Below are 15,939 nucleotides of genomic sequence, written 5' to 3'. Positions count from 1 at the left end.
GGTGGTTAGCGTAGAGCATTAAACAGCGCTTCTCCCGAAATGCCGTATTTGGCTTTTAACTGTCTGCTGTTACCCGATTCGGTAAAGGTATCCTGCGTTCCCAGCCGCGTAAGGCGCGCCGGATGCGCCTTTTGCGTCAGGGTTTCCGCGATCAGCCCGCCGAGGCCGCCGTTGACGGTATGATTTTCAAGCGTAGCGATAAGTGGACAATCATTAACCAGCCGATAAAATTCTTGCTGATTAAAGGGCTTAAGGGTTGCGACGTGAATCAGCTTGCCCTTTTTGCCGCTGGCGACCAACTTTTCATAACCCTCGGTGGCCTGCTCCAGAACCGTCCCTTCAAAAAGAATCGCAAAATCATTGCCGCTGTCGGCGATGGCGGCGATATCGCTCACCCGCGGCACGACGCTTTTGTCGCGAACCGGCATCGGTTCGCGGGCAACGCGGATATAAACGGGCCCCTTTATTTTTGCCGCCTGCTCGAAGGCCTCGGCGATTTCTTCCGCATCTGCTGGCGTCAGGATGGTTAATCCCGGAAGGACGCGGGTCAGCGCTAAGTCCTCCAGCGCATGATGAGAAGCGCCGTCAGGTCCATCATCCATACCGGGATGGCTACCGACGAGTTTTATATTGGCTTTGGCGTAGCAGGCCTGCCGCAGCTGGGTCCAGGCGGTGCCGGTGACGAACATGGCAAAGTTAACATAGAAGGGCATAAAGCCTTCCAGCGCCTGGCCGACCGCGAAACTCATGGCGGAGCCTTCCGCAATGCCCATTTCGAAAAAGGCCTCAGGATAGATGGCCTGAAACTGGTCAGTACGGGTAGAGCTGGCTAAATCACTGTCGATAACAACGACGGGATAGCCTTTTTCTTTTAGCGCAATCAGGGCTTTACCGATCTCATCACGGGGTGCTTTCATCACTGTAACTCCTCCATTGCCTGCTGAAATTGTTCTTTGCTCGGGGTTTTTGAGTGCCAGTCACCGTTGTTTTCCATATAGCTGACGCCGGAACCTTTCGTCGTGTGCGCCACGATGGCGACCGGCTTGCCTTTCAGATGGCGGGATAGCATCAGGGTATCGGCAACCTGATGCATATCATTGCCATCGTGCAGCTCCAGTACATGCCAGCCAAAGCTGCGGATTTTGTCCGCCAGCGGCTCGAGATTAACGACTTCATTAACGGGGTCGTGGGAAGAGAAGCCGTTGTAATCGAAGATGGCGACCAGATTATCCATTTTCATGTGACCAGCCTGCTGTAAGGTTTCCCAGATTTGGCCTTCATGCATTTCGCCATCGCCAACGATGGCAAAGACCCGGTGCGGATCGTTGCGCCGCTTTTTGGCGGCCGCCATACCAAAAGCAATCGACAGCCCCTGACCCAGCAGACCGGTTGTGGCATCGACCTCCGGTAGTGATTTAATGCTTGGGTGTCCCTGCAGGCGCGAGTTGATCTGCCGGAACGTATGGAACTCGCTGCGATCGATCTTTCCTTTTTGATAGAGCATGGCGTACTGCGCGGCGACGGCGTGGCCTTTACTCATCACCACGCGCGAGCGCGGGGAGGCTTGCAAATCGACTTCCTGATAATAGAGCCAGGTAAGAATGTCGATTATCGACAATGCCCCGCCCGGATGGCCAATCCCGGATTCGTAAATCATGGTGACTATCTCGCGGCGAGCGGCAAGCGCATGGGATTTCAGTTCATCAATGTTCATGTTCTTTCCTTCTTAGGGCAGCATTTTACCGATGTAGTACACGACCAGACCCAGGGCAACGAAGTCAGTTTCCGGGAAGCTGGTGCCTGAAAGACCGACGGACTCCATAATCGGGTAAATCAGCGCAGGGCCAATACCGATCAGGATCCCGGTGATGAAGCTTCCGGCAATCGCGCCTTTCCAGCCGCCGGAGGCATTACCAAATACCGCAGCGGTGGCGCCGATGAAGAAGTAGGGAATAGCGACCGGGATAATGACGGTTTGTCCGAGGATCGCCAGCAAACCCATCACCACCAGCCCGCCGACAAAAGACGAGATAAATCCGAGAACCGTGGCGGTTGGAGCGTAGGGAAAGACGACCGGGCAGTCGAGCGCGGGTTTGGCATTAGGAATAAACTTCTCCGAGATGCCGAGAAAGGCCGGAACAATTTCTGACAGCAGCAGGCGCACGCCGGTAATGATGATGTACAGAGAAGCGGTAAAGGTCAGCGACTGAAAGAGCGGGTAAACCAGCCAGTGCATGCCGCCGGCCGCTGCGGTGACCGCAGCTTTTCCGGCCGCGAGCGCGGCGATGTAATAGAAAATACTCACCGAGATCGATACTGAAACAATGTAATCTTTGAAGATCCCCAGCCAACCGGGGAGATTCAGCTTTTCGGTAGATTGTTTAGGATCGCCGACTTTAGAACCGATCCAGCCGGAGGCGGCATAGGCCAGCGTGACGTAGTGCCCCATGGCGATCTCATCGTTACCGGTAATTTTTCGCATCCACGGTTGCGCAATAGCCGGATAGAGGCAGGCGGCGAGCCCCAGCAGCACCGAGCCGACAATAATGGTTGTCATGTCGCTGTAGCCCAGCGCCTTTAGCGTCACGGTAAGCAGCGCGGAGAGATACAGGTTATGTTGCCCGGTAAGAAAGATGTATTTAAACGGCGTTACGCGGGCAAAGAACAGGTTCCAGGCAAAACCAATCACCATAATCAGCGAAACGCACATGGCGAATTTGGTTTGCGCCAGTCCGGTTAGCGCTTCAGCCAGCGGCATTACGCCCTTCAGGCCAAAACCATCGCTGAATAAGGTCTGAAAGTTACCCAGGGAAGTCACCGCCAGACCAGCGCCGCCGGCGAATACCAGAAAGCCGACGATGGTTTTAAAAGTGCCGGAAAGCACTTTTTCAATCGGCTTGCGTTGGATTAACAGGCCGATTAATGCAATAAAGCCAACTAAAAGTGGGGTTACGCCCAGAATGTCGAATACAATAAATCTGAGGAAATCCATATTGCCTCCGGGAGAGGTTAGTTGCTTTGAACGATGTCGGTGAGCGCAGATTCCATCTCTTCACTGTTCATCAGGTCGGTGATGCCGACAGCTCTGAATCCGGCGGCTTCGACTTCATCGGTGAGATCGCGCATAGTGATGACAAAATCAATATCTCGCCAGGTGCGTAAGCCTGAGAGGACGTCGTGTTCCAGCTCGATATCCCAGCCGTGTTTGTCGATGATTTTTTGTGCTTTTATTTTGAGCATTAAGGAGCTGCCCATACCGGTACGACAGACTATGAGACCTTTCATTCGATGTTCTCCTGTTTGTAAAAATAATTATTTTTATTTGTTTGTGTGAGATAATAATTATTATCTTTGCGGCAGGACGAAAGATGTGACTGTGTTTGCATTTTGAGCAAATAAGGCAAAACATGAGCCAGATAGACAATAACTTGTTGATAAGCATAAGAAATGGAGCTTCAGGGCTAAGCCCGATACTGGAGAAAGTTGGCCGTTTTATTACGGAAAATCCTGACTTTGTGATGCGTCACACGATTTCAGAACTGGCCGACTCCATTGATACCAGTGAAGGGAGTATCACCCGTTTTTGTCGGGCATTCGGATTTAAAGGTTTCTCGGATTTCAGAACTGCGCTGGCGATGGAGCAGGGCGCCGCGCGTTCGGAAGACAACGGTATCAACGAGAACGAAGAGATTGCGCCGGTGCTGGCGAGCATTCGCGACAGTAATGCTATCGTGGATAACCAGGAGCTGAAAGCCGCAGCTGACTGGCTTAACGCCCTGAACAGCATTGCTATCTATGCCGTGGGCACGGCAGTGCCGGTCGCGTTATTCCTGCAAATGAATTTAATCAATATGGGTAAGGCGGCCAGCTTTGTCGATCGCTCTTATCCGGCGGCGATGCCGTTGCTGGCTGATAACCAAAAAACCGGCATTATCGTCGTGCATACTGAACAGGCCTCGGCGGATATGATGCAGTCCCTGTCCCTGGCAAAGCAGCAGGGCGTGAAAATATTGTCGCTGACGCGGGGGACGTTCGCGCCGTTAGCCCGCTTATCTGACTGGAATCTTCAGGCGGCGGTGGCTTTACAGGGGGAGGGGGAGTCAGGATTTGCGGAAATTGCCGGCGCCATGATGGTGGCCGACCGGATCCTCAGCGCGCTGGAAGAGCAGGATGAACGCTATGCGGAATACCGTAAAGCGCATCAGAAGCGCATTTTCTCTATTGAAAGCGTGGCAAATAAGCTGTCGGAATACTTTATGTCCTGATGCTTATCATAGTTTGGCAAAAACCCGGTAGCGCTTGCGCTACCGGGTGGGGAAATTTAGTACATCACTTTATGACCGTACTGTTCCAGAATTCCCTTCACGCGTTCCATGGTCTCTTTTTTAGGCGGATGGACGCCATCCAGCTTGTACTCTTCGCCCATGGCCACCCATTTATGTTTGCCCAGCTCATGATACGGCAGCAGTTCAATTTTCTCGACGTTGCCCATATCGCGGGTAAACTCACCCAGGCGATGCGCGGAATCATCATCGTCGGACCAGCCAGGGACCACCACGTAGCGGATCCAGACTTTGATGTTTTTGTTTGACAGATAGCGGGCAAACTCCAGCGTCCGATGGTTAGAGACGCCAACCAGGTTCTGGTGAATTTCATCATTCATTTGCTTGAGATCGAGCATCACCAGATCGGTCACCTCAAGCAGTTCATCGATAACCGGATCGTAACGGCGCACAAAGCCGTTAGTGTCGAGACAGGTATGAATACCTTCTTTCTTACAGGCGCGGAACCAGTCGCGAACAAATTCGGCCTGCAGAATGGCTTCGCCGCCGGATGCCGTTACGCCGCCGCCGGAAGCGTTCATAAAGTGGCGATAGGTCACCACCTCTTTCATCAGCTCTTCAACGGTAATCTCTTTACCGCCGTGGGTATCCCAGGTATCGCGGTTGTGGCAATAGAGGCAGCGCATCAGGCAGCCCTGGAAGAAAGTGATAAAGCGGATCCCCGGGCCATCGACGGTGCCACAGGATTCAAAGGAGTGAATGCGACCAATTGTTGACATTGCGGTGATATCTCCAGATTCGGCCCGTCCGGGGCCTGTGCATGCACAGCTCAAACCGGCTGTGTTAAGTCTGTTTTGGCTGTTATCCATAAAGTATAGACAGCGGACAAAAGAGACTGGGACAGGAAGGTATTGCTAAAAAGGCCCCACTTGCGTGGAGCCTTTATTGTACGCTTTTTACAGTACGATTTCAGTCAATACCATTACATGGTCTGAGTGAAGGTACGAGTAATAACGTCCTGCTGCTGTTCTTTAGTCAGGGAGTTAAAACGTACTGCATAACCGGATACGCGGATGGTCAGCTGCGGATATTTTTCCGGGTTTTCCATCGCGTCGAGCAGCATTTCGCGGTTCATGACGTTGACGTTCAGGTGCTGACCGCCTTCGATGGACGCTTCGTGGTGGAAGTAACCATCCATCAGGCCTGCGAGGTTAGTTTTACGAACTTCGTCGTCTTTACCCAGCGCGTTCGGAACGATAGAGAAGGTATAAGAGATACCATCTTTCGCGTAAGCAAACGGCAGTTTAGCAACGGAGGTCAGAGAGGCAACTGCACCTTTCTGGTCACGGCCGTGCATCGGGTTAGCACCTGGTCCGAACGGAGCGCCAGCGCGACGACCGTCTGGGGTGTTACCAGTTTTCTTACCATACACAACGTTAGAGGTGATGGTCAGAACGGACTGAGTCGGGATAGCGTTACGGTAGGTGTGCAGTTTCTGAATTTTCTTCATGAAACGTTCAACCAGGTCAACGGCCATATCATCGACGCGAGAGTCGTTGTTACCAAACTGCGGGTATTCGCCTTCGATTTCGAAGTCGACAGCCAGACCGTTTTCATCACGAATCGGTTTAACTTTCGCATATTTGATTGCAGACAGGGAGTCAGCAGCAACGGACAGACCTGCGATACCACATGCCATAGTGCGGATAACATCACGGTCGTGCAGCGCCATCAGGGAGGCTTCGTAGCTGTACTTGTCGTGCATGTAGTGGATGATGTTCAGCGCAGTGACGTACTGTTTAGCCAGCCAGTCCATGAAGTGATCCATGCGGTCCATCACTTCATCGAAGTTCAGAACGTCGCCTTTGATCGGTTCAGATTTAGGACCAACCTGCATTTTCAGTTTTTCATCAACGCCGCCGTTGATTGCGTACAGCATGGTTTTCGCGAGGTTAGCGCGAGCACCGAAGAACTGCATTTGCTTACCAACAACCATCGGGCTTACGCAGCAAGCGATAGCGTAGTCATCGTTGTTGAAGTCTGGGCGCATCAGGTCATCGTTCTCATACTGCAGAGAAGAGGTATCGATGGACACTTTTGCAGCGAATTTTTTGAAGCTCAGCGGCAGTTTTTCAGACCACAGAATGGTGATGTTCGGCTCCGGAGACGGCCCCATGGTGTACAGGGTGTTCAGGAAACGGAAGCTGTTTTTGGTTACCAGAGTACGGCCGTCAACGCCCATACCGCCGATGGATTCAGTTGCCCAAATCGGGTCACCGGAGAACAGTTCATCATATTCTGGAGTACGCAGGAAACGAACCATACGCAGTTTCATGACCAGGTGGTCAATCATTTCCTGAGCGTCTTGCTCGGTGATTTTACCCGCTTTCAGGTCACGTTCGATGAAGATGTCCAGGAAGCTGGAGGTACGACCGAAGGACATTGCCGCGCCGTTCTGAGATTTAACGGCAGCCAGGTAACCAAAGTAGGTCCACTGGATAGCTTCCTGAGCGTTGGTAGCAGGACCAGAGATATCGCAGCCATATTTCGCCGCCATTTCTTTGATCTGACCCAGCGCACGGTGCTGCTCAGAGATTTCTTCACGCAGACGGATGGTTGCTTCCAGATCTTCACCGCTTTCCAGTTTGTCTTGCAGAGAGACGAACTGAGCGTATTTGTCTTTCATCAGGAAGTCGATACCGTACAGCGCAACGCGACGGTAGTCACCGATGATACGACCACGACCATAGGCATCCGGCAGACCGGTCAGAACGCCAGATTTACGGCAGTTCAGGATGTCTTTGGTGTAAACGTCAAACACGCCCTGGTTGTGGGTTTTACGGTATTCAGTGAAGATTTTCTTCAGCATTGGGTCCAGCTCGCGATTGTACGCTTTGCAGGAACCTTCTACCATTTTGATACCACCGAACGGGATAATCGCACGTTTCAGCGGCGCTTCAGTCTGCAGACCAACGATTTTCTCGAGACCTTTCTCGATGTAGCCAGCGTCATGAGAGGTGATGGTGGACGCAAGGGAAGTGTCAAAATCAACAGGCGCGTGAGTGCGGTTTTCCTGTTTAACGCCTTCCATTACGGTGTCCCACAGCTTGGTGGTCGCTTCAGTTGCGCCAGCCAGGAAGGACTCGTCACCTTCGTACGGGGTATAGTTTTTCTGGATGAAGTCGCGGACGTTGACTTCGTTCTGCCAGTCACCTTTCGCAAAACCTTCCCAGGCTGTGGCTAACTTTTCATTAAGCTCGGACATGTAACACCTACCTTCTTAAGTGGATTTTTTATTTACTGCCTGAAACAACCCTTAGTGATGGTTGTCGCCACGCAGGTAAATGACCCAGTATGTCAACCCAACCAGCAGACCACCGCCGATGATGTTCCCGATTGTTACCGGAATCAGGTTATCAGTGATGAAGTTCATGACGGTCAGGTGAGAGAAACTTTCCGGAGTTGAACCAACTGCGGTCCAGAATTCCGGGCTCGCAAAGTCGCGAATGACGATACCCAGCGGGATCATAAACATGTTCGCGATACTGTGCTCAAACCCGCTGGCAACAAACATTGCCACCGGTAAAACCATAATCATGGCTTTATCCATCAGGCTACGGCCGGAGTAGCTCATCCATACCGCAAGGCAGACCATCAGGTTTGCCAGGATACCCAGGCACACAGCTTCAATAAAAGTATGGTGCATTTTGTGGTCGGCGGTTTGCAGAACGTTAAGTCCCCATTGACCGTTGGCAGTCATATATTCGCCTGAAAGCCACATCAGCAATACAAAGAGTAAGCAACCAACCAGGTTACCAACATAGACGTTTAGCCAGTTTTTAGCCAGCTGACCCCATGTTATTCTTCCGCTGGCTTTCGCCACAACGATAAGAACGGTTGAAGTAAACAGGTCGGCACCGCATATAACGCAGAGAATCAAACCCAGTGAGAAGCAGATGCCTCCAATCAGTTTGGCAACCCCGAATGGCATCCCGGCCGTGCCGGTTGTCGCGGTAATATAGAAAACAAAAGCGATAGAGATGAAGACACCTGCGGTGATAGCCAGATAAAACGTCTTTATCGGATGTTTTGTCGCTTTATAGACACCTGCTTCTTCGGCGACTTTCGCCATGGCAGCAGGGAGTAAAAGATCAAAAGGGTTGTCAGCTTTCACACTAACTCTCTCTTTATGTAAGTTGGCGGTGAGATACTAACAAAGCATTATAGAAGGGAATTTGATGTAGATCATATCCTACCGGAACTATAGGCCCTTTTAGTGTGTGGAATTGATGTTTTTATATCTAATTATTTGATTTTTAATGAAAAAATAAATTTTAAATTTTACAAATAATGTTGATTATTTTCATTTTACCCCCGTTTTTCGGTTAATTAAAATGGGGTATTTTTATTAAAATTAACAATATTTGCGGCGCGATTTTATTATTTCTCACCACTAATTAACTTTATGGCTACAACCTGGTTGCGGGTTGTGGAAAACATAAAAAGAGGGGGCCTATTTGCCCCCTCATCATACGGTGATTCAGGCAGTAAAGTGAGCTTATTTACCCCAGAATGCAGCTTTTGCGCGCTGTAGCTTTTCGTAGGCTTTCAGTAGCGACTGGTGAGCCGGGAAAGCGAGCAGATCGCTGTCTACTGCCTGCAGCCCATAGAACGGTGCTTCTCCGCTAAGCGCGGCGCTGGCGGCTTCAACGGCATCGGCGCCGTACATGCGTACGAAAGCGTTGAGATACTGCAGCGGCTGACGCTCCTCTTCCTGGCTCAGCAGCAGCAGAGTTTGCAGGCAGCGGTAGTAATTAGCGCGTTCGGCGCTAAAGATTGAGGCATTAAATTCCATGGTCCACTCGGTCCAGATCAAGGCCTGCTCGAGATCGCCGCCCGCCAGCGCCAGCATTGCTTTTAGCTCGCCAATGCGCAGCGTATACCAGCCGTTGTCTTTGCCGGTTGCCAGACCGAGCAGTTCGCGCACGCGGGTGAAATCATCAAGGCCTTCATCATCCATTTGCTCGATAAGCGCCAGATAATCTTCTTTTTCCCATTCGCTTTCCGGCAGAGAAAGAATCGTTTCCCGCAGAGGTGCGCCCATGCTGTTATTCGCCAGCCAGAGGTCTTCCGCCGGATAGATATCAGACATGCCCGGAACAATTATCCGGCAGGCGTAGACGCTAAGGTGTTCGTAATCGGCGATGTAAACTTCTTTATCTTCTTGCTTAAAGATAGCCATCAGGGTGGCGAACTCTTCCTCCGTGGTCCCGGAGAAGCTCCAGTCCACGAACGGGTAGTCGGCATCCTGCTTAAACATATCCCAGGAGATCAGGCCGCTGGAATCGATAAAGTGCGTTTCAAGATTCGCATGTTCGGCGACTTCTTCATCATCAAAGGTTGGCGGCGTGAAGACGTCGAGATCTTTCAGGCTGCGGCCCTGCAGCAGTTCGGTAACGGTACGTTCCAGCGCCACGCCGAAATCAGGATGCGCGCCAAACGAGGCGAAACAGGTGCCGTTTGCGGGGTTAAACAGCACAACGCAGATAACCGGATATTTGCCGCCGAGCGAACCGTCATAAGCGAAAATCGGGAAACCTTCGGCCTCCAGCTTGTTGATGGATTCAACCACGCCCGGATAGCGCGCCATCACCTCCGCCGGGATCTCCGGGAGGCTGATACTTTCAGCGATAATGCGGTTTTTAATATGGCGTTCGAACACTTCCGAGAGGCCCTGAACGCGGGCTTCGTTGCGGGTGTTGCCCGCGGACATTCCGTTAGAAACGTAGAGGTTGCCGATGATATTCATCGGAATATAGACAGTTTCGCCATCTGACTGACGGGTGAACGGCAAACCGCAGACGCCGCGATCGTCATTACCTGACTGCAGATCGACCAGCATGCTGGCGGTTAACTGATCGTCAGGATCGTAGAATGCGCGCAGGCGGGCATCCAGCAGGCCTTCCGGTACTTCGTCATCGTCGGTTAAAGGGAACCATTTTTCATTCGGATAGTGAACGAAAGGCGCGTTGGCGATGGTCTCGCCCAGCCAGAAGTCGGCAAAAAAATAGTTAGTCGAGAGACGCTCAAAGTACTCTCCAAGGGCCGAGGCCAGCGCGGCTTTTTTGGTGGCGCCTTTGCCGTTGGTGAAGCACAGAGCGCACTCTTTATCGCGGATATGCACTGACCAGACGTGCGGTACCGGGTTGAGCCATGAGGCCTCTTCAATATCAAATCCGAGGTCGTGCAACTTCTGCTGGAAGCGAGCGATGGAATCTTCCAGGGCGGCATCTTTGCCGGGAATAAACGTTTGAGTCATGGCAGTCACTTTTATCGTACGTAAAGCGCGCAATGATACGGGTTTTATATGACAGGTGCTATCTCCATCGTCTGGCTATGCTTATGTCACTCAATAACTGTTCAGGCGTTAACCATGAAGACATTTGACTGGCATCGTATGGCACTGGATAAAGTGCCCGTGGAGTTTCTGGCCGAGGTGGCACTGCGTAGCCTCTATACCTTCGTCCTGGTATTTATTTTTCTCAAGATAACCGGGCGGCGTGGCGTTCGCCAGATGTCTCTTTTCGAAGTCCTCATCATTTTGACCCTCGGTTCGGCGGCAGGGGACGTCGCGTTTTATGATGATGTTCCCATGCTGCCGGTACTGGCGGTATTTATTACCCTGGCTCTGCTGTATCGATTGATTATGTGGCTGATGGGGCATAGCGAAAAACTGGAGGACTTGCTGGAAGGTAAGCCGATTATTGTTGTGGAGAACGGCGAACTGGCCTGGGAGAAACTGCAGGCGGAAAATATGACCGAATTCGAGTTTTTTATGGAACTGAGAATCAGCGGGGTTGAGCAACTGGGTCAGGTACGGCTGGCCATTCTGGAAACCAACGGCCAGATCAGCCTTTATTACTATGAGGATGAAGATGTTAAAGCCGGGCTTTCCATTTTGCCTTCCCGTTTTACCGATCGTTTTATCACCATACCTCACGATGATGAGTACGCCTGCGTTCGCTGTAGCGCAATCCTTACGCTACGAGCTGGGGATAAACAATTATGCCCTCGCTGCGCAAATGCAGAATGGTCGAAGGTCAGTCGGGCAAAAAGAGTCACCTGACAGCAATTATGTCGGTTTTATGACGTCAAGCTGGCAGATTCTTTTGTGTGACCGAGTCCGCATTTCCCCCAGGCTCAGTTTTAGCCATTGCGGTGCGTGTCACTGAATGATAAAACCGATAGCCACAGGAATAACTTATGCCCGCGACGGTTCGCGGGTAAATAACATAGCAAGTGGTGAGGGGAAATGGCTCAGGTCTATAACTTCAGTTCAGGCCCGGCAATGCTGCCGGCGGATGTCCTCAAACTGGCGCAAAAGGAGCTTTGCGACTGGAACGGTTTGGGGACGTCGGTGATGGAAATCAGCCACCGTGGTAAAGAGTTCATCAAGGTGGCTGAAGAGGCGGAACAGGATTTTCGCTCCCTGCTCAATATTCCTTCCAATTACAAAGTCTTATTTTGTCACGGCGGCGGTCGCGGACAGTTTGCTGGTATCCCGCTGAACCTGCTGGGTGATAAAACCGTTGCCGACTACGTTGATGCCGGCTACTGGGCAGCCAGCGCGGTTAAAGAAGCGCATAAATACTGCAAACCGAACGTGATTGACGCCAAAATCACCGTTGACGGCCAGCGCGCGGTTAAACCGATGAGCGAATGGCAGCTGACTCCGGGCGCGGCCTATCTGCACTACTGCCCGAACGAAACTATCGATGGTATTGCCATTGAAGAAACGCCTGATTTTGGCGACGATGTCATCGTGACGGCGGATTTCTCCTCGACTATTTTGTCTCGTGAAATTGACGTAAGCCGTTATGGCGTAATCTACGCAGGCGCGCAGAAAAACATCGGTCCTGCAGGTTTGACGCTGATTATTGTGCGCGAAGATCTGCTGGGTAAAGCCAGCATAGCCTGCCCGTCGATTCTTGATTACTCCATCCTGTCGGCCAATGACTCTATGTTTAACACGCCGCCGACGTTTGCCTGGTACCTCTCCGGCCTGGTGTTTAAGTGGCTGAAAGAGCAGGGCGGCGTTGCCGCTATGGATAAAATCAACCAGCAGAAAGCCGACCTGTTGTATAGCACCATCGATAACAGTGGTTTCTATCGCAACGATGTCGCTGCGGCGAACCGTTCGCGCATGAACGTGCCGTTCCAGTTGGCCGATAGCGCGCTTGATAAACTGTTCCTCGAAGAGTCGTTTGCCGCTGGCCTGCATGCGCTGAAGGGCCACCGCGTAGTGGGCGGCATGCGCGCTTCCATTTATAACGCCATGCCGCTGGCGGGCGTGAAGGCGCTGACCGACTTTATGCAGGACTTCGAACGCCGTCACGGCTAATCGCTGTCGTGTTTTTCATCCCCGCAGCTCGTCTGCGGGGTTATTATTCTGTTTGTTTGAGAGTTGAGTTTAATGGAATCCCTGACGTTACAACCCATCGCACGCGTAGATGGCACAATTAACCTGCCCGGGTCCAAGAGTGTTTCTAACCGTGCTTTGCTACTGGCGGCATTGGCCCGCGGCACGACGGTGCTGACCAATCTGCTGGATAGCGACGATGTACGCCACATGCTGAATGCCCTGAGCGCGCTGGGAGTTCATTACACCCTGTCTTCCGACCGTACCCGCTGCGAAGTCACCGGTAACGCCGGCCCACTGCACGCGGCTGAAGCATTAGAACTGTTCCTCGGTAATGCCGGAACGGCTATGCGTCCGCTGGCGGCGGCGTTATGTCTGGGGAGTAACGATATTGTGCTAACCGGCGAGCCGCGAATGAAAGAGCGGCCGATTGGTCACCTGGTTGACGCGCTGCGTCAGGGCGGGGCGCAGATTGATTATCTGGAGCAGGAGAATTACCCGCCGCTGCGCCTGCGCGGTGGTTTCAGCGGTGGACAGGTTGAAGTGGACGGCAGCGTTTCCAGCCAGTTTCTGACCGCGCTCCTGATGACCGCCCCGCTGGCGCCTCAGGATACCGTCATTGCGATTAAAGGCGATCTGGTATCCAAACCTTATATTGATATTACGCTGCACCTGATGAAAACCTTTGGCGTTGAGGTTGAAAATCAGTCTTATCAGCGATTTATCGTGCGCGGCAATCAACACTATCGCTCGCCGGGCGATTATCTGGTTGAAGGCGACGCCTCCTCGGCATCCTACTTCCTCGCCGCCGGAGCCATTAAAGGCGGGACGGTAAAAGTCACCGGTATTGGCCGCGATAGCGTGCAGGGCGACATTCGGTTTGCCGATGTGCTGGAAAAAATGGGCGCAACCATTACCTGGGGCGATGATTATATCGCCTGCACGCGCGGCGAACTGAACGCCATCGATATGGATATGAATCATATCCCGGATGCCGCGATGACTATCGCCACGGCCGCCCTGTTCGCCAAAGGCACCACGACTCTGCGCAATATTTATAACTGGCGCGTCAAGGAGACTGACCGCCTGTTTGCTATGGCCACTGAGCTGCGTAAAGTGGGAGCTGAAGTTGAAGAAGGGGAGGATTTCATCCGCATCACTCCGCCTGCGAAGCTCCAGTTCGCTGAAATCGGCACCTATAACGACCATCGTATGGCAATGTGTTTCTCGCTGGTGGCGCTTTCCGATACGCCGGTCACCATCCTTGATCCGAAGTGTACGGCAAAAACTTTCCCGGACTACTTCGAACAGCTGGCGCGAATCAGTACGCTGGCCTGAATCACGCGAATTTTAGGTGAAAACGCCGACCCTTGGGTCGGCGTTTTTTTATGTCTGCTTGTCGGGCGGAAAACTAAATGCTAGCCTTGATTGCTTGTAAATACAGGATTTATAAGCATTTAATATGCTAATCAATGGATGATTGATATGAGAAATACAAAAGTAATGCTGGCTTTAGCGGTTTCCGCCACGTTGTTGGCAGGTTGTAAAAATATGCAGGGGGTGGACACCAACGCCCTCGTAAGTTCAGGGATGACGGCCTACAAAGCGGCAACGCTTTCTGACTCTGAAGTCAAAGCGCTTTCCGACGATGCCTGTAAGCAAATGGATAGCGAAAATAAAAAGGCCGGCGCTTCAAGTAAGTACACCAAGCGTCTGAATAAAATTGCCAAAGCGTTAGGAAATAGTATCAACGGCACGCCGGTAAACTATAAGGTTTACATGACATCAGACGTCAACGCCTGGGCAATGGCCAACGGCTGCGTCCGCGTCTATAGCGGCCTGATGGACATGATGACCGATAATGAAGTTGAAGCGGTTCTGGGCCATGAGTTGGGCCACGTAGCGCTGGGACATTCGCGCAAAGCGATGCAAACCGCCTATGCGACCATTGCCGCGCGTGATGCAATTTCAGCCACCAGCGGAGCGGCTGCAAGCTTGTCTAAATCTCAGCTGGGCGATATCGCAGAGGGAATGATTAACTCCGCTTTCTCCCGCTCTCAGGAGTCCGATGCTGATGATTTCTCCTACGATCTGCTGAAAAAGCGCAACATCAGCACTCAGGGGCTGGTGGGCAGCTTCGACAAACTGGCCAGCCTTGACGCCGGCCACAGCAAATCTCTGTTCGATTCACACCCGCCTTCAGCTGAACGTGCGCAGCATATCCGCGACCGTATCGCGGAAGATAAAAAGTAAAACTGCCTCATCTTCCGGGCTGATGCTCTATCAGCCCGCTATAATTGCACAATTCTTCCGCATTAGATTTCCAGTTATCCGTAATTTACAACCAATGCTCACTTTCCGTCGAAGAGATGCGTATAATGCGCGGCGTTTATATATTTATGCGCCTTGCTAAAGGAGAAAAAGATGACGGCAACAGTTCCGGTAATCACCATTGATGGGCCTGGCGGTGCGGGCAAAGGCACGTTATGCAAGGCAATGGCAGAAACGCTGGGCTGGCATCTGCTGGATTCTGGAGCGATTTATCGCGTTCTTGCTCTCGCTGCGCTGCATCACCATGTTGATGTTGAATCCGAAGAGGCGCTGGTGCCGCTTGCCGCGCATCTTGATGTCCGTTTTGTCTCCACTGACGGTAGCCTGGAAGTCATTCTGGAGGGGGAGGATGTTAGCGCGGAAATCCGCACTCAGGATGTGGCCAATACGGCCTCTAAAGTCGCCGCTTTTCCGCGCGTGCGCGAGGCATTGCTGCGCCGTCAACGAGCCTTCCGTGAGCTGCCCGGTTTGATCGCTGACGGACGCGATATGGGAACCGTGGTATTCCCCGATGCGCCGGTGAAAATTTTCCTTGACGCTTCCGCGGAAGAACGTGCGCATCGCCGCATGCTTCAGTTGCAGGAGAAGGGCTTTAGTGTTAACTTTGATCGCCTTTTATCCGAGATAAAAGAGCGCGACGACCGCGATCGCAATCGTACAGTGGCGCCGCTTATCCCGGCTGCCGATGCCTTAGTTCTTGATTCCACAGAACTAAACATTGAGCAAGTGATTGAAAAAGCGCTACAATATGCGCGCGAAAAACTGGCTTCCGCTTAATCTTATCGTCGATAAAGCACAATAGCCTGCGAATTATAGCAGTACCCCGCAGCAACGGACTGTTAGCGGGTATGTTAAACAACCCCATCCGGCATGGAGCCTGGTGGACGTTAAATATGAAACCTGAAG

At 52.1% G+C, this 15,939-nt stretch carries 14 protein-coding genes; 6 read left to right on the top strand and 8 right to left on the bottom strand.

The features are described from left to right. Nucleotides 1–5: 5 nt before the first annotated feature. The 4 genes from IAE27_RS15715 to IAE27_RS15700 are packed head-to-tail and all read right to left on the bottom strand — an operon-like array spanning nt 6 to nt 3,285. Nucleotides 6–917: a transketolase family protein gene (locus IAE27_RS15715; protein ID WP_135800093.1), complete on the bottom strand. Its 912-nt coding sequence runs from the start codon at nt 915–917 to the stop codon at nt 6–8. Beyond that, on the bottom strand, nt 917–1,714 hold the full coding sequence (locus IAE27_RS15710; RefSeq protein WP_016808068.1) for a transketolase: 798 nt from the start codon (nt 1,712–1,714) through the stop codon (nt 917–919). The genes IAE27_RS15715 and IAE27_RS15710 overlap by 1 nt, the downstream gene beginning before the upstream one ends. A 12-nt stretch (nt 1,715–1,726) precedes the next feature. Next, complete coding sequence (locus tag IAE27_RS15705; RefSeq protein ID WP_004100670.1) at nt 1,727–2,992, bottom strand: PTS ascorbate transporter subunit IIC; 1,266 nt, start codon at nt 2,990–2,992, stop codon at nt 1,727–1,729. 17 nt (nt 2,993–3,009) lie between these two features. Next, nucleotides 3,010–3,285 (bottom strand): PTS sugar transporter subunit IIB, encoded by a 276-nt coding sequence (locus tag IAE27_RS15700; RefSeq protein WP_004100672.1) that lies wholly within the window; start codon nt 3,283–3,285, stop codon nt 3,010–3,012. A 122-nt stretch (nt 3,286–3,407) separates the two neighbouring features. Here IAE27_RS15700 and IAE27_RS15695 point away from each other — a divergent pair, with 122 nt between their 5' ends. After that, the gene (locus tag IAE27_RS15695) at nt 3,408–4,265 is read left to right on the top strand and encodes a MurR/RpiR family transcriptional regulator (RefSeq protein ID WP_004111873.1); all 858 of its coding nucleotides are present in this window, start codon (nt 3,408–3,410) and stop codon (nt 4,263–4,265) included. 56 nt (nt 4,266–4,321) lie between these two features. Here IAE27_RS15695 and pflA read toward each other — a convergent pair whose 3' ends face one another. The 4 genes from pflA to ycaO form a co-directional block, all read right to left on the bottom strand. Next, on the bottom strand, nt 4,322–5,062 hold the full coding sequence (gene pflA, locus IAE27_RS15690) for a pyruvate formate lyase 1-activating protein (RefSeq protein WP_004100682.1): 741 nt from the start codon (nt 5,060–5,062) through the stop codon (nt 4,322–4,324). Between the two features lie 203 nt (nt 5,063–5,265). Beyond that, nucleotides 5,266–7,548, bottom strand: coding sequence for a formate C-acetyltransferase (gene pflB / locus IAE27_RS15685; RefSeq protein ID WP_016808066.1), 2,283 nt, complete (start codon nt 7,546–7,548; stop codon nt 5,266–5,268). Between the two features lie 51 nt (nt 7,549–7,599). Then, nucleotides 7,600–8,457 (bottom strand): formate transporter FocA, encoded by an 858-nt coding sequence (focA, locus tag IAE27_RS15680; RefSeq protein WP_004100685.1) that lies wholly within the window; start codon nt 8,455–8,457, stop codon nt 7,600–7,602. Nucleotides 8,458–8,841: 384 nt separating this feature from the next. Continuing rightward, nucleotides 8,842–10,602: a 30S ribosomal protein S12 methylthiotransferase accessory factor YcaO gene (gene ycaO / locus IAE27_RS15675; protein ID WP_070557450.1), complete on the bottom strand. Its 1,761-nt coding sequence runs from the start codon at nt 10,600–10,602 to the stop codon at nt 8,842–8,844. Nucleotides 10,603–10,716: 114 nt separating this feature from the next. On the opposite strand from ycaO, the gene IAE27_RS15670 reads away from it, so the two are divergent. The 5 genes from IAE27_RS15670 (at nt 10,717) to cmk (ending at nt 15,810) form a co-directional block, all read left to right on the top strand. Then, entirely contained in the window at nt 10,717–11,409 is a 693-nt protein-coding gene (locus tag IAE27_RS15670; RefSeq protein ID WP_004100689.1) for a DUF421 domain-containing protein, read from the top strand. 186 nt (nt 11,410–11,595) lie between these two features. Then, nucleotides 11,596–12,684, top strand: a complete 1,089-nt coding sequence (serC, locus tag IAE27_RS15665; protein ID WP_004100691.1) for a 3-phosphoserine/phosphohydroxythreonine transaminase — start codon at nt 11,596–11,598, stop codon at nt 12,682–12,684. A gap of 72 nt (nt 12,685–12,756) precedes the next feature. After that, the gene (gene aroA, locus IAE27_RS15660) at nt 12,757–14,040 is read left to right on the top strand and encodes a 3-phosphoshikimate 1-carboxyvinyltransferase (protein ID WP_004100699.1); all 1,284 of its coding nucleotides are present in this window, start codon (nt 12,757–12,759) and stop codon (nt 14,038–14,040) included. 147 nt (nt 14,041–14,187) lie between these two features. Further along, entirely contained in the window at nt 14,188–14,955 is a 768-nt protein-coding gene (locus IAE27_RS15655) for a M48 family metallopeptidase (RefSeq protein WP_200092649.1), read from the top strand. 171 nt (nt 14,956–15,126) lie between these two features. Next, nucleotides 15,127–15,810, top strand: coding sequence for a (d)CMP kinase (cmk, locus tag IAE27_RS15650; RefSeq protein ID WP_004100701.1), 684 nt, complete (start codon nt 15,127–15,129; stop codon nt 15,808–15,810). Nucleotides 15,811–15,939 lie beyond the last annotated feature (129 nt).

Origin of the sequence: Klebsiella sp. S69 (genome assembly GCF_016516145.1) — a bacterium.
Classification (GTDB): Bacteria; Pseudomonadota; Gammaproteobacteria; order Enterobacterales; family Enterobacteriaceae; genus Klebsiella; species Klebsiella oxytoca.
The sequence above is the reverse complement of the archived record's forward strand: the minus strand, read 5'-3'. Positions and strand labels throughout refer to the sequence as shown.

Bases quoted from the DNA above. Each gene is read 5' to 3' on its own strand.
- IAE27_RS15715 (WP_135800093.1), bottom strand. From the start codon at position 917: ATGAAAGCACCCCGTGATGAGATCGGTAAAGCCCTGATTGCGCTAAAA.
- IAE27_RS15710 (WP_016808068.1), bottom strand. From the start codon at position 1,714: ATGAACATTGATGAACTGAAATCCCATGCGCTTGCCGCTCGCCGCGAG.
- IAE27_RS15705 (WP_004100670.1), bottom strand. From the start codon at position 2,992: ATGGATTTCCTCAGATTTATTGTATTCGACATTCTGGGCGTAACCCCA.
- IAE27_RS15700 (WP_004100672.1), bottom strand. From the start codon at position 3,285: ATGAAAGGTCTCATAGTCTGTCGTACCGGTATGGGCAGCTCCTTAATG.
- IAE27_RS15695 (WP_004111873.1), top strand. From the start codon at position 3,408: ATGAGCCAGATAGACAATAACTTGTTGATAAGCATAAGAAATGGAGCT.
- pflA (WP_004100682.1), bottom strand. From the start codon at position 5,062: ATGTCAACAATTGGTCGCATTCACTCCTTTGAATCCTGTGGCACCGTC.
- pflB (WP_016808066.1), bottom strand. From the start codon at position 7,548: ATGTCCGAGCTTAATGAAAAGTTAGCCACAGCCTGGGAAGGTTTTGCG.
- ycaO (WP_070557450.1), bottom strand. From the start codon at position 10,602: ATGACTCAAACGTTTATTCCCGGCAAAGATGCCGCCCTGGAAGATTCC.
- IAE27_RS15670 (WP_004100689.1), top strand. From the start codon at position 10,717: ATGAAGACATTTGACTGGCATCGTATGGCACTGGATAAAGTGCCCGTG.
- serC (WP_004100691.1), top strand. From the start codon at position 11,596: ATGGCTCAGGTCTATAACTTCAGTTCAGGCCCGGCAATGCTGCCGGCG.
- aroA (WP_004100699.1), top strand. From the start codon at position 12,757: ATGGAATCCCTGACGTTACAACCCATCGCACGCGTAGATGGCACAATT.
- IAE27_RS15655 (WP_200092649.1), top strand. From the start codon at position 14,188: ATGAGAAATACAAAAGTAATGCTGGCTTTAGCGGTTTCCGCCACGTTG.
- cmk (WP_004100701.1), top strand. From the start codon at position 15,127: ATGACGGCAACAGTTCCGGTAATCACCATTGATGGGCCTGGCGGTGCG.